Raw genomic sequence first — 14,260 nt, forward strand, 5'->3', positions numbered from 1 at the left:
GTGCAGTACCTGGGCAAAGACGAGAGCAAGGTGGAAGTCTTTACCGTGTACGGCAAGGACGGCAGCAGCCACCAGGTGACGATCACCATCAACGGCACCGACGATGCACCTACCCTGAGTATCGACAAGGGGGCCGTGGTCTCCGAAGAAGGGCTTGCTGGCGGCATTACCGATACGGCAGGCAGCAGCGATACCACCGACAGAGTGGCCGCCAGCGGCAAGATCACGGTCGGCGATGTTGACAGCCATGATACGCTTACCATCAGCCTGAACGGACCGGCCGGGCTGACGTCCGGTGGGGCCAAGGTCCAGTGGAGCTGGGATGCGGGCAGCAAGACGCTGGTCGGCTACACGGGGGTGATAGGCGGCGCCGATTACAAGGCAGTGGTCGAGGTCAAGCTGACGGCACCCAATGCCAGCGGCAAGGGAGAGTGGACCTATGACGTGACCCTCAAGGGCCCCCTCGACCACGGGGATACGACCTCGGAAGACAAGTTGTCGTTCCAGCTGGACGTGGAGGTCTCCGATGGCAGCGGCGTCACCAAGGGCAAGCTGGATGTCAGCGTCGAGGACGACTCCCCCATTGCCGGCAGCAGCGATGCCGTTTCCGTGGTGAAGACCGATATTCCGAACGTGCTGACCGGGCTCTTCGACCTGACCAAGTACAGTGGCAACCAGAGCACCCTGAACATGGCGGGCTTTACCATCAGCGCCCTGGGCTTCAAGTCGGCAACCGATTCCTCACTGGTAACGGCGGATGTCAACGGCTCCAGCTCGGGGCTGGGGGTGGCCAGCGGTGCTGCGCCTTACCACAACCTCGCCAACGAGATTGACTTCCGTCACTTTGCCGACGGATCGTCCGCCTCCGAGCAGTTGATCGTCAGGCTGGATGCGGGCAAGGTTGCCTACGGCGCCAACATCAAGTTCAGCAAGATGTTTGGCGGCGAGCTGGAGAGCGGGGTCGTGGAGTTCTATCGCGGTGGTGTGCTGATCAGCACCCTGGTATTCAACTCCAACGCATCGGGTGGGGAGTTCAACCAGAACTTCCAGGTGCAGCAGGGTGGCTTCGATACCATGGTGATCAAGGCGACCAACAACGGCAACACCAATACCTCCGACAACAGCGACTTCACCGTACAGAGCATCGAGTTCCTCGGTGCCAACACGGCGCAGGCCATCGCCTATGGTTCCGGCACCGTGACCCCGCAGTGGGGGGCGGACGGCAAGGGCTCCATCGGGCTGGTGCTGGACCCGGCGACCTTCGAGAATGGTCTGCGGACGGCTTCCGGCTCAGCCATCGCCATCACCGCCAGCGGGGCCAATACCCTGCTCGGGAAGGATGCGGGCGGCAACCTCGTCTTCAAGCTGGAGTTCACGCCGGCCACCGGCAAGTGGGAGTTCTTCCAGTACCAGCGCATGTCCAAACCCCTGGGTGATGGTGACATCGACTTCCAGATCCGGGTGGTGGATGGTGACGGTGACGCCAGCACTGGCTCCTTCGCCACCAAGCCTCTCTTCACGCCGCTGGTTCAGGGTGTCTCCAGCGAGAGCGTGACTGAAGGGGGCAACCTGTTGCACAAGGTCACCTTGTCCGATGCGACCCAGGAAGCGACCGAATACGATTTCGCCATTCGCGGATCGGGCAACAACCCCGCCTCCAACCAGGACTGGGGCAATGCCCAGTTCAGCAACGGCGTGACCTACAACAGCACCACCGGCAAGATCACGGTACCGGCGGGCGTGACAGACTTCACGGTGACCATCCCGACGGTGAACGATCGTCTGGTCGAGACGAACGAGACCCTCTCGGTGACCATCGGTGGTCAGAGCGGGACCGGTACCATAGTGGACAACGATCGGGCGCCGACGGCGGCCGGCGGCCACAGCGCCGGTGCCGAAGATCAGCCCCAGGTCCTGACCTGGGCCCAGTTCGGTGCCAGCGACGATCAGGACGCGACCGATCTCGGGGTGCAGATCAACACCCTGCCGCTGAACGGTACCCTCGAATACCTCAATGCGGCTGGGCAGTGGGTTGCGGTGCAAACCGGATCCCTCATCTCCTATACCGAGGTGAACGCAGGCCATCTGCGCTTCGTGCCAGGTCTGAACGAATCGAGCACCCATGCCGCCAACGGCAACGGCGCCGTGGTCGGCAACATGAAGGGCGATTATGCCAGCATCGGCTATCAGATAAGCGACGGTGCCAACCTCAGCAACGGCAGCAAGCTGGTGATCGACGTGGCGGCGGTGGCCGACAAGCCGACCGTCAACCTGAGTCTGGTGGGCAACGGTATTCCCCTTTACAACCTGAGTTTCCCGAGCGCGGGGATCACCACGGGCCAGTTCCAGTCCGGCAGCTTCGACAAGGGGGCCCTCGGGATCACCAACACTCTGACCGATAGCACTTCTAGTAAGGAAACCGTGGTGGGTGGTGATGGCAACGACTACATCGTGAGCCAGAAGGGGGGCGGAGACCACTTCGTCGGTGGCAACGGCAATGACGTGCTGGTCGGTGGCAACTCAGTGTCGGGCGATACCCTCGACGGCGGCGTTGGAAACGACATTCTGGTCGCTGGGTTGGGTGGCGATACTCTCTATGGCGGTGCTGGTGATAAAGATATCGCTGTACTGTCCGGCAACCGTGCCGACTACGCCATCACGAAGGGCAGCGGATACTCGATCAATGATCGCTGGTTCAACTTCTCCGTCACGGAGAAGGGGGTCGGCATCACCAAGGCGCTGCACGACGTGGAGTATGTCCAGTTCGCCGACGGTGTCTACCAGATCAATCAGGATACGGGCGTGCTGACCCTGGTGCAGCCGGTGGTGGTCGACTACCCGCTGGAGGTGAGCGCCTCCCTGAGCGATCGGGATGGCAGCGAAGTGCTCGACAGCCTGGTACTAAGCGGGATGCCCAAAGGCTCCGAGCTCTACAAGGGCAGCCAGTTGCTGGGCACCGTCGGGGTTGATGGCAAGCTTACTCTCACCGTCAACAGCGGTCTGTGGAGTGAGATCGCGCTGGATGTGAAGTTGAGCGGACTGACGCTGCGAGTGCCGGGCAGCAGCGCCGGTCGGGTGGATCTCAAGGTGGAGGCGATCACACGCGAGTTGTATTCGGAGTCGTCAAACACCGCCAGCGACGAAGACAGTATCCGTCTGAGCTACTTCAATGCCACCGAAGGGGAGCCGGGCAACCAGGACCAGACCTATGGCAGTGAGCACAATATCGTTGTGGGGGATCTGGATGGCAGCGTTGTGCTGCCGGGTCAGAACTACAACATTGCCTTCATCGTTGATAGTTCCGGTAGTATCGGTGACGACGCAATAGAGACGATCCGCACACAACTGGAGAAGGTCTTTACCAGCCTCAAGACCAGTGCGGGCACTGACAATGCGGGTACCGTCAATATCTTCCTTGTGGATTTCGATACCACGACCCATGGCAGTGTCAGCGTCAATCTGACCGATAGCGGGGCATTAAAGACCTTGCTTGATGCCCTCAAGGGGATGTCCGCCGACGGTGGCACCAACTATGAGGCCGCATTCAGCAAGGCGGCGGACTGGTTTGCCGCAAGCACGGCGACAAGCAATGTGGATGCGAAGAACCTGGCCTACTTCATCACCGATGGCGAGCCGACCTTCTATGATCTCGGCACCACCACTAGGCTCAGTGATGTGAAGATCATCGACAGGGCTTTTGCCAATGACGACTATCTCAGCGCTACTTCTTTGAACCTCAACAATTATGTGCTCGGCAATACCGTGGCCTATAGCGGTCTCGAAGTGGTCAACAGTAAAGGGGAAGTGATCAAGTGGACTCAAGTATGGGGTGGTTGGTCGAGGACCACGGTGGGAGTTATCGTCAAGGGCAGCAACGGCCAGAACCAGATCCAGCTGCTGGGCGGGGATGGGCGAAACAGCACCGATGAGGTTCGGGCCGACGCCTTGTTGGGTTACCAGCTGTTGACCGCAAAAGGAGTGACCGTCGAGGCGATCGGACTGGGAGCGAATATCTCCTATAACGATCTCAAGTCCTACGACTCTGATGGTGTTATCAAGACAGGGGTCAATGCCTCCGATCTGGCCAATGCCATCCTGGGGACGCCGGTCAGCAACCTGCCCGGCGTTGACAGGCTGGATGGCGGTGCCGGCGACGACATCCTGTTTGGCGACGCGGTACGCTTCACCGGCATCAGCGGGGAAGGGTATGCGGCCATCAAGCAGTATGTGAGCGGCAAGCTGGGGGCAGGGTCGGTGACCGATGCCCAGGTGCACGCCTACATCACGGATCACGCCAGCGAGTTCGATCAGTCGTCGGCCAATGACAAGGGTGACACCCTCCTCGGCGGTGATGGCAATGACATCCTGTTCGGTCAGGGGGGTGATGACTTCCTGTACGGCGGTGCCGGCAACGACACCCTGTTCGGTGGTAGCGGCAACGACACCCTCTATGGGGAGAGCGGCAACGATCGCCTCTATGGCGGCAGTGGCAACGACACCCTCTATGGCGGTACCGGCAACGACATATTGAGCGGCGGGCTGGGCAACGACATCCTGATCGGGGGGGCCGGCAACGACATCCTCATGGGGGATGCAGGTGCCGATACCTTCACCTGGCTGAAAGGGGATACCGAGGCTGGTAAGGTGGCCAAGGACTACATCGTCGATTTCAGCAAGTCGGAAGGGGACAAACTGGATCTGAGCGACTTGCTCGACAGCGATGGCAGCAAGAGCGAGAGCTCCCTGAAGAGCCTGCTCTCGGTGTTCCAGGACAGCGAAGGGGTGCATCTGCAGGTCAAGGAGAGCAGTGCGGCGCCGGTGACCCAGGAGATAGTGTTGATGAACCACACCTTCGACACCCTGACGGGCGGTTCAGGGACGACGGCCAACCAGGTGATCGATTTCATGTTGCAAAACAACATGTTGGATATCAACAAGTAACAGCCAAGCGGGCTGGACAAAAGCGGCAGAGCAATCTGCCGCTTTTTTTATGGGGGATTTTCGGGCGGATGGGCGCAGACGAGGGGGAGGGCAATGCAAGGAGAAGGTAAAAAAGGGCGCCCTTCAAGAGAAGGGTGCCCGGGGTAGACGGGATGATTGCCAGAGGATCAGGCGTTGACCCCTGCCAGGCGGGAGCCGCGCTGGAAGCAGTTGGCCAGCAGCAGCAAGGTGGTGACACCGACGGTGCCGAGCACCAGCCAGGGCAACCAGGGTTGCCCCTGGGCCATGGCGTAGTCGTGCAGGGCACCGCCCCCCACGTAACCCGTCATGCCCCCGAGCGCCAGCCCCAGTCTGCTGAAGCCCATGTAGCTGCCCCGCGCCCCCGGTTGTGCCAGCTTGGTCATCAGGGTTTCCCGCGCCGGCTCGGCGATGACGATGCCGAGATAGAAGCAGGCGAGCAGCAGGAAGACGGCGGGCAAGGTGGTGGCAAAGGCCACCAGCCCGATCCCCGTGGTCATCAGCAGCACCCCCGCCATCAGGCGGTTCTCCAGCTTGAAGTGGCGCTCGCCGAACCGGGCAAGGGGGTAGAGCAGGGCCAGGGAGATGGCCGTCTCCAGGGTATACATCCAGCCCACCGCCGTGGTGCTGCCCGCCATCTGTTTGACCAGAATGGGGAAGATCAGCATGACCTGCACCCAGAGCGCGTAGTAGCCGCTTAAGATCAGCACCAGTCGGCAGAAGGCCTTGTCCGCCAGCACCTGGCCGAGGCCGTCCCGGATCGGCGTCGGGCGCACCGAAAGCTTGTAGGGGGGCAGGATCAGCAGGTTGCACAGGGCGGCGCAGACGAACAGGCCGGCACCCAGCAGGCAGACATATTCAAAATCGAAGTTGAGCAGCCAGCTGCCGAGCAGGGCTCCCACCACGGCGCCGGCGCTCTCCAGCATCATCAGCAGGGAGATGTAGCGACCCCGCTCCCGTGGCCGGGTGAACTTGATCACCAGGGCGGCGCGGGGGGGATCGAACAGGCAGCCACCCAGCCCCGAGATGATGCAGGAGAGGATCAGTTCCAATCCGCTCTGGGCATAGGCCAGGCTGGCAAACCCCAGCGCCCGCAGCAGCATGCCGCAGACGATGAGGGGGCGCGCCCCGAACTTGTCGGCGAGGGAGCCGCCAAAGACCCCCAGCCCTTGCTGGGTAAGCTGACGCAGCCCCAGTGCCAGTCCGACCACACCGGCGGCCCAGCCCAGTTGGTCGACGAAGCGCAGGCTGATCATGGGCATCACCACGAAGAAGCCCAGGATCACCAGCAGGGAATCCAATGCCAAGAACCACCGCCCCAACCGCCTCGCCCGATCCACCATGACCCTGATACCTCTGTTTGCTTCGCTGATATTGTTGTCTTTCTTGCCCGAACGGCGCCGTCACCAAACAGAGCCAAGGGGGATGACAACTCCCTGGCTCGGTGGCGTTCAGCCGGTTCATGACGATTGATGCTGCTATTCTGGTGGGGCTCCAGATATAGTGGTAGCCGACAACTGGCTATATTTCATATTGGATTTGGTTATGGCTATGACCCTCGACGATTTGCAACTGCTGCTGGATGTGGCCAACCGTGGCAGCTTCAGCAAGGTGGCCGCCATTCGCGGCTGGTCACAACCCATGGTGAGCCAGCGCATTGCCGTGCTGGAGCAGGAGCTGGGTCAGTCCCTGTTCCGTCGCCATCGTCGGGGGGCCACCCCGACCCCGGCCTGCGAGCAGTTTCTGCCTGCCGCGACTGCGGCCCTGAGTGCACTGGAAGGGGGGCGGCTGGCGATGCAGGGGGCGCCTGCATTGCCGCGGATCCGGCTCTCCTGCCTCCCCTCCCTGACCACGGCGGTGTTCGGCCCCCTGCTGCTGGCCCTGGTGGACGAGACCTTCGAGATCCGCTGCAACACGGATCACTCTGGCATCATCATGCAGGAGTTGCTGACCGGCGAGACCGACGTGGGCTTCATTCTCAAGTGCCCTGCCATCGCGGGCATCCAGCTCGAACTGCTTTACCGTTCTCCGATCATCGCCGTGGCCTGCGCCACCCACCCGCTGGCCGGGCGGCAGGGGCTGACCCTGCAGGACATTGCCAACGAGCGGCTGGCGCCCCAGCAGTGGGGGACGGGCTGCGACGAGCTGATCCTGCAGTTGCGTCTGCTGCGCCAGGTGGCGAGCCCGCTGCACGCCATCCAGCCAGCAAGTGCGGCGCGTGAGCTGGCGCTGGAGCACGGCTTCATCACCCTGATGCCGGCGCTCGCCATCACCCGGGATCTGGAGTTCGGTCGCCTGGTGAAGCTGGACGTGGTGGATCTGCCACCGGATCACTGGGACGTGATGATGGCCTGGCGCAGCGGCAAGCGCCCCAATCCCGCCAAGGAGCGGGTGCTGGAGGCGGCCCGTACCCTTGCCCGGCGCTGGTCGGGCAAGCGGACATAAAAAAGCGCCGGACCAGGCCGGCGCTCTTCGCTTATTCCCCTTGATGCCCGCTCAGACTCAGTAACTGGCCTTGAGGGTGACGCCGGAGAAGGCGCTGAACCCGCTCAGCTGCACGTGCCAGGTCCCCGCCTTGGGGGCGTTCAGGGTACAGGTTTCGGCATTGCCGCTCTTGTAGGGGCGGCAGTCATAGCTGCTGGCGGTCGGCGCGCTGCCGAACTTCACGTAGAGATCCGCATCCCCGCTGCCGCCGCTGCTGGTCACCACCAGCTGGCTTCTGCCGGCGGGCACCTCGACGGTGAAGTTCAGCTTGCCCCCCTTGGCGGCGGTGAGATTGCTCACCGGTACCCCGTTTTGCAGCACGCTGCCCGGTTGGGGCGTGGTGCCGCCACAGGTGGCATTGACCCCGACGGCGGTGAAGGCGGCTGCCACGTCGATCACGCTGTAGCCGAGATCCGTGGCGGCCTTGGTTACCCCGCACGCCCCCTGATCGAAGGTGGTGTTGGGGCCCCAGTAGAGGCGGTTGGCCAGCACGAACACCTCGAACGCCTTGCGGGTTTGCCAGCCGCTGGTGTTGGCCAGCAGGTAGAAGGCGCGGTTGTAGACCCCGGAGCTGTGGTGCACGTCGATGCCGTCATAGTAATCGCTGGCGTGGCCGATGGACTTGCCGTCCCGGGCCGGGTCCTCGAAGTAGCGCAAGGAGCCGTTGCCCTTGAAGATCTGGGCCCCTACCAGCCAGTCGTTGCTGCCCTTCATGTAGTATTCGGCCGCTTCCCCCGCCATGTCGGAGAAGGCCTCGTTGATGCCGCCGGACTGACCGGAGTAGACCAGTCCTGAGTTCTGCTCGGTGAAGCCATGGCTCACCTCGTGGGCCGCCACATCCAGGCTCACCAGCGGATAGAAGGTGGTGGCCCCGTCGCCGAAGGTCATCTGGCTGCCGTCCCAGAAGGCGTTCTCGTAGTTGCGGCTGTAGTGCACCCGCATCTTGAGCTTGAAGCTGAGCGGCGCCGTGTTGTACCAGTTGCGGTACATGTCGAACACCACGTTGCCGAAGTAGTGGGCATCGTTGAGAGGGGAGTAGGCACCGTTGATCTCCTTGACCGTGTTCTCCGGGCAGGTGAACTGGTGGATGGTGCCCCCCGTGGTGCCGTGATTCATGTTGAGGGTGTCCACATTGGTCCCCGTCATGCGGCAGTTGTCATCCACCTGGAGGGGGCCAAAGTCGGCGCCGTAGAAATACTTGCCGGTCTTGACGTTGCCCCCCGGGCCGGTGGCGTCCTTGTGGTTGATCCCCTCCCAGCGTTTGAGCTCGCTGCCGGTCTGGGCGTCGATCATCACGAAGGGGCGGCTCGGTTCCTTGCTGGCGGCGAGCCAGGAGACCAGATAGACCAGTCTGGCCTGGCCGGTCTCATCCTGCATCACGAACAGCTTGACCTGTTCGTTGCTCCCCTTGGCACCGCTGCGAGCCTGGCGTGCGGCGTCGCTGGCGGAGAGGGCAACGGCCGGGCCCGTCAGGTCGGCATCGATCTTGCGCAGCATGGTGCCGGACACCTGATTGACCTGGCCCCCCAGCGCCTGATCGGCCACCAGGACCTGGCCCCACACTGGAATCCCCTGCCAGGTCTGCTCATAGCGTATCCGCTGCTGGCCATTGGGCAGCGTCACCGCTCGCACCTTGCGAAACTCGCCATCCCCGGCGCCAAGGGCGCCAATCTTGGCGGCGCCGCTCACCGCACCGGTCAGGTCGGAGACCTGGTTCACTTCCACCTGTTCTGCCGCCATGGCGGCGCTTCCCCAGCAGGCCAGCATGACGGCCAAATAGACTTTGTTCATCTCGTCTTTCCTTAGTCGATGAAGATTACACGCCGGGTCCGTTGCCCGGCGCTCTTACACTAGTGGGAAGGGGAAAAATAACGGCCTGTCATTTGTCACAGGGCAGCGAAAACAGGTAGCACGATTCACTTTTACAGCGTCAATCATCCATAAATGCTGGTAATGGCAGCATGTTGAACCGCTGTGAGGGGTGATTGATGACCTGGGGGGCAAGGTGCCCGCATGGGGATCGCCATATGGGGGTTGCCAGCGGGGAAGTCGGTTGAAAAGTCCTTGGCAAACAAGGGATTGATTGACTACATTGGCTCCCATGCCGGCAGATGGCCGGAGCGGAACCGGGGAGGAGTGGCGATGTTTTCATGGCAACTGGATGACGAGCTGGCGCTCCTGTTCCTGCAACCCGACATGGCCAGCGAGCTGTTTCGCCTCTGCCAGCGCAACCGCGACTACCTCTCCCAGTGGCTGCCCTGGGTGCCCCACATCCAGCAGCCCGCCGACAGCGCCACCTTCATTCGCCACGCCATCGAGAAGTTTGCCCGGGGGGAGGGGCTGACCACGGCCATCGAGTATCAGGGGGAGGTGGTCGGCGTCATCGGTTACAACCAGATCGATCACGAGCTCGGCAAGGTGACCATCGGCTACTGGCTGGCGGAGCGCTGGCAGGGGCACGGCATCATCACCCGGGCCTGCCAGGCCCTGATCCATCACGCCTTCGAGGAGATGGGGATGGAGAAGGTGGAGATCAGCGCCGCCCTCGAGAACGAGGCGAGCCGAGCCGTGTGCGAGCGGCTGGGAATGACCCAGGAGGGAGTCACCCGGCGGGCGGAGCGGCTGGCGGACAGGGTGGTGGATCATGTGCACTACGGCCTGCTGCGGGACGAGTGGCTGAGGCTGAGGGATCTCTGATGACCCTTCTGTCCGCTTCCAACCTCCTGAGGGCGAGATGACGACGCTGCCCCACATTGCCACCCCCCGTACCCGGCTGACCGTGCTGACCCCGGAGCGGGCCTGCCTGATGGTGGATTTCTATCTGCGCAATCGCGCCCACCTGGCCCCCTGGGAGCCCAGGCGGGAGGAGAGCTTCTACACCCTGGCCCACTGGCAGACCCGCTTGCGCGACGGTTACGGCCACTATTTCGAGGGCAGTGCCGTGCAACTGGTGGCGCTCGATCCCAGGGGGGAGCGGGTGCTCGCCACCTGCAATTTCACGAACATTGTGATGGGCATGTTCAAGGCGTGCCACCTGGGCTATGCCATCGACAAGGAGCACGAGGGGCAGGGCCTGATGCAGGAGGTGGTGGCCGCTGGCATCGATCACCTGTTCCGGGAGCGGGGCCTGCATCGCATCATGGCCAGCTACATGCCCGCGAACCTGCGAAGCGGCGCGCTCCTCGAACGGCTGGGGTTCGAGCAGGAGGGTTACGCTCGGGACTATCTGATGATCAACGGCCGCTGGGAGGACCACGTCCTCACCGCGCTCATCAATCCCGCTGGCTAGCAGAGCCGTTGTCGAAAGGGGGGCTGGCGGGTGACCGCCATCGCTTTTTCACTGCAAGATCGCACTATCTGTACACCTCTCATACCCCTGGGGATAAAAGCGTGTAAAATTGCGCCCTGAATTTTCCCGGCCGGCAGACGCAGGCCGCGACTCCATACATGCAAGGCAGACATTGTGACAGAAGTAGATAGATTCGCGGACATTCGCCCCTATCGCGATGAAGAAGTACCGGCTGCCATCGAGCGGCTGATCCAGGATGACGAGTTTATCGGCGCCATCGCCAAATACCGCTTCGGTTCCCTGATGAGCTGGCTGGGTTGGGCCATTCGCCCGCTGATCCGCCAGTTCCTGCGCCACAAGTGGGCCAAGGTCAGCACCATCCATCAGGTACAGATGGGGGTAACCCGCTACATGACCCGGATGATCGCCACCTCCACCCAGGGAGTGAGCTTCTCCGGGCTCGAACACCTCAAGAAGGAGCAGGGCTACCTGTTCGTCTCCAACCACAGGGACATCGCCATGGATCCGGCGTTCGTCAACTGGGGGCTGCACACCCATGGTTTCGATACCGTGCGCATCGCCATCGGCGACAACCTGCTGCGCAAGCCCTGCGCCACCGAGCTGATGAAGCTCAACAAGAGCTTCATCGTCAAGCGCTCCGCCAAGGGACCGCGGGAGATGATGAAGGCCCTCGGGGAGCTGTCGGCCTACATCGGCCAGTCGGTGCACGAGGGGCACTCCATCTGGATCGCCCAGAAGGAGGGGCGCGCCAAGGACGGGGATGACAAGACGGATCCGGCCATCCTCAAGATGTTCTACGTGGACGGCAAGAAGCAGAAGATCGAGTTCGTCGACTACATGCGCAGCCTCAACATCGTGCCGGTGAGCATCAGCTACGAGCTGGATCCCACCGACAAGGCCAAGGCGCGCGAGCTCTACGAGAAGTCGGTCAACGGCAGCTACGAGAAGGGCGAGTTCGAGGACATCGAGAGTATCGTCGCGGGCATCGTCGGCCAGAAGGGGCGGGTACACGTCTCCTTCGGCGCCCCCATCACCGAGGGCTTCAGCGATCCGGACGAGCTGGCGGCGCTCATCGACAAGGCGATCTGGAGCAGCTATCGCCTCTTCCCGGGCAACTACCTCGCGGCGGATGTGCCCGGCAAGGCCAGCACCATAGAGCAGAGCGCCTTCCTGACTCGCCAGTCCGAGGTGCCACAAGAGCACAAGGCCATCTGGCGCGCCATGTACGCCAAGCCGGTGGAAAACGCCGGAAAGGTTTGAATGGCACCGCTTTTGAGCGGGTGATGGAAAAAAAACGGGAGCAGATGCTCCCGTTTTTGCGTCTGGTCAAAGTCGGGGGAGATTGGGTAGTGAATAATATTGTTTCAACTGGTACGATCATCAGGTAAATGGGCGAGTATCTCTTGGCAGGGGCGGACGAGTATGCAACAGTGACTCGGCGCCATCGGCTTGGAAGCGACAGCGCCCCCGTCTGCACGGATGGCAGACGAGACGATAAAAGGACCTTCAATGGTCCTTTTTCATTGGTGCACAAAGATAGACCACAGATATACCTAAGGATGCGAACCTCATGATCACCGGCAGTCTGGATACCTTGCAACGCACCCCCTTGCCCGCCCCCCTGAACCGTATCGTGGCCGAGGTGGTGCAAAGCGTCGAACGCTGGTTGCACGCTCCCCTCGGCAAGCAGGAGGTCGACGGCCTCACGCTGTTCTGCCTGGTGAGCGAGGATCTGACAGAGCCGGTGGCGGATCGCCGGGGCGAGTTTCATGAGCAGTATCTGGACATCCAGCTGCTGCTGCGCGGCGAGGAGTGGATCGGCGTGGGCCCTCACGCCTACAGCCGGGACGGTGCCGACCATCCTCACCCCGATCTCTGGTTCGTCGATGACGAGCAGACCAGTTATCTGGCGTTGCAGCCCGGCGACTTCGCCATCTTCTGGCCGGGAGAACTGCATCGCCCCCTCTGTACCCTGACGACCCCAGGTTCGGTCAAGAAGCTGGTCGTCAAGGTTCACCAGTCGCTGCTGACCGGCGCCTGAGTGGCAACCGGGGCCTGGAGTCCCGAGTGATTGGGCCAACAGAGGCCCGTTGCGAATCGCTGATTCGACGCGCGCGCCAGACGAACGGTCTGCGCCCAACGATTTGAAAAATTGGACGCACCCTCCTGCGACCATAAGCCCCCGGCAGGGGAATCCCATCCATCGCTGGATGACACGACACTGTCGGCGTAAAGCCGAAGCACAGGAAGATGTAGAACATGAGCAAGTTGGTATTGATCCTTAACTGCGGTAGCTCTTCCCTGAAATTTGCCGTAATGGACGCTGAAACGGGCGAGGACATGCTGTCCGGCCTGGCCGAATGCTTCAATCTGGATGACGCACGTATCAAATGGAAACTCCACGGGGTCAAGGGCGACGCCATGCTGGGCGCCGGTGCCGCGCACCAGGAAGCCCTCGACCACATCGTGGGCCACATCCTGCCCCAGGATCCCGCCCTGGCCGATCAGCTGGTCGCCATCGGCCATCGCATCGTGCACGGCGGCGAGCAGTTCTCCCGCTCCGTGCGCATCGATGACGGCGTGATCGCCGGCATCGAAGCCGCCATTCCGTTTGCCCCCCTGCACAACCCGGCGCACCTCATCGGCATCCGTGCCGCCCTCAAGGTGTTCCCGGCCCTGGCCGACAAGAACGTGGCCGTGTTCGACACCGCCTTCCACCAGACCCTGCCAGAGGAAGCCTACCTCTACGCGCTGCCCTACAAGCTCTATCGCGAGAACGGCATCCGTCGTTACGGCGCCCACGGCACCTCCCACCGCTTCATCGCCGAAGAGACCGCCAAGGCGCTGGGCAAACCGCTCCATGAGCTCAACATCATCAATTGCCACCTGGGTAACGGTGCCTCCGTCTGCGCCATCAAGAACGGCGAGTCCGTCGACACCTCCATGGGGCTGACCCCGCTGGAAGGGCTGGCGATGGGCACCCGCTCCGGTGACATCGACCCTGCCATCGTCTTCTTCATGCACGACAACCTGGGTTACAGCGTGGACAAGATCAACCAGGTGCTGACCCGCGAATCCGGCCTGCTGGGCATGACCGAGGAGAGCAGCGACTGCCGCTACGTCACCGGCAACTACGCCACCGACGCCGGTGCCAAGCGTGCACTGGATGTCTTCACCTATCGCGTTGCCAAGTACGTCGGTGCCTATGCTGCCGCCATGGATGGTCGCCTGGACGCCCTGGTGTTCACCGGTGGCATCGGCGAGAACGCCGCCATGGTGCGCGAGATGGTGCTGGCCCGACTGGCCCTGCTCGGCTTCAAGATCGACAAGGAGGCCAACAACGCAGCCGTGCTGGGCGGTGAAGGCCCCATCACCGTCGAAGGCAGCCGTCTGGCCCTGGTGATGCCCACCAACGAAGAGCTGGTGATCGCCCGTGATGCCCTGAGCCTGGTCGGCTAAGGCACCCTCTGGTGATGACAACGCCCGGCCCCTGCCGGGCGTTGTCGT

9 protein-coding genes are annotated in these 14,260 nt (G+C 62.4%); 7 read left to right on the forward strand and 2 right to left on the reverse strand.

Annotated features, from left to right (window positions below; translation table 11 throughout):
• Nucleotides 1-4,941: type I secretion C-terminal target domain-containing protein (locus AB5Y64_RS10235; protein ID WP_368203734.1), on the forward strand; the 4,941-nt coding region annotated here is incomplete at its 5' end.
• Nucleotides 4,942-5,108: 167 nt separating this feature from the next.
• On the opposite strand, the gene mdtH is transcribed toward AB5Y64_RS10235, so the two are convergent.
• Nucleotides 5,109-6,302, reverse strand: a complete 1,194-nt coding sequence (gene mdtH / locus AB5Y64_RS10240) for a multidrug efflux MFS transporter MdtH (protein ID WP_029314794.1) — start codon at nucleotides 6,300-6,302, stop codon at nucleotides 5,109-5,111.
• A 202-nt stretch (nucleotides 6,303-6,504) separates the two neighbouring features.
• On the opposite strand from mdtH, the gene AB5Y64_RS10245 reads away from it, so the two are divergent.
• Nucleotides 6,505-7,404 (forward strand): LysR family transcriptional regulator, encoded by a 900-nt coding sequence (locus AB5Y64_RS10245; RefSeq protein ID WP_029314793.1) that lies wholly within the window; start codon nucleotides 6,505-6,507, stop codon nucleotides 7,402-7,404.
• 57 nt (nucleotides 7,405-7,461) lie between these two features.
• Here the strand turns inward: AB5Y64_RS10245 and AB5Y64_RS10250 are convergent, their stop codons facing one another.
• On the reverse strand, nucleotides 7,462-9,234 hold the full coding sequence (locus tag AB5Y64_RS10250; RefSeq protein ID WP_039040201.1) for a M4 family metallopeptidase: 1,773 nt from the start codon (nucleotides 9,232-9,234) through the stop codon (nucleotides 7,462-7,464).
• 351 nt (nucleotides 9,235-9,585) lie between these two features.
• Here AB5Y64_RS10250 and AB5Y64_RS10255 point away from each other — a divergent pair, with 351 nt between their 5' ends.
• From AB5Y64_RS10255 to AB5Y64_RS10275, 5 genes are all read left to right on the forward strand, one after another.
• Nucleotides 9,586-10,140, forward strand: coding sequence for a GNAT family N-acetyltransferase (locus AB5Y64_RS10255; RefSeq protein ID WP_039040200.1), 555 nt, complete (start codon nucleotides 9,586-9,588; stop codon nucleotides 10,138-10,140).
• A gap of 37 nt (nucleotides 10,141-10,177) precedes the next feature.
• Nucleotides 10,178-10,732, forward strand: a complete 555-nt coding sequence (locus tag AB5Y64_RS10260) for a GNAT family N-acetyltransferase (RefSeq protein WP_039040199.1) — start codon at nucleotides 10,178-10,180, stop codon at nucleotides 10,730-10,732.
• A gap of 174 nt (nucleotides 10,733-10,906) precedes the next feature.
• A complete protein-coding gene (locus tag AB5Y64_RS10265; RefSeq protein ID WP_010675527.1) occupies nucleotides 10,907-12,013 on the forward strand; it encodes a 1-acyl-sn-glycerol-3-phosphate acyltransferase in 1,107 nt (368 codons plus the stop codon).
• A 310-nt stretch (nucleotides 12,014-12,323) separates the two neighbouring features.
• Nucleotides 12,324-12,794, forward strand: a complete 471-nt coding sequence (locus tag AB5Y64_RS10270) for a YhcH/YjgK/YiaL family protein (protein ID WP_039040198.1) — start codon at nucleotides 12,324-12,326, stop codon at nucleotides 12,792-12,794.
• Between the two features lie 218 nt (nucleotides 12,795-13,012).
• On the forward strand, nucleotides 13,013-14,212 hold the full coding sequence (locus AB5Y64_RS10275; RefSeq protein ID WP_010675525.1) for an acetate kinase: 1,200 nt from the start codon (nucleotides 13,013-13,015) through the stop codon (nucleotides 14,210-14,212).
• Nucleotides 14,213-14,260 lie beyond the last annotated feature (48 nt).

It is taken from the genome of Aeromonas sp. R5-1 (assembly GCF_040908265.1).
Lineage (GTDB): Bacteria > Pseudomonadota > Gammaproteobacteria > Enterobacterales > Aeromonadaceae > Aeromonas > Aeromonas caviae.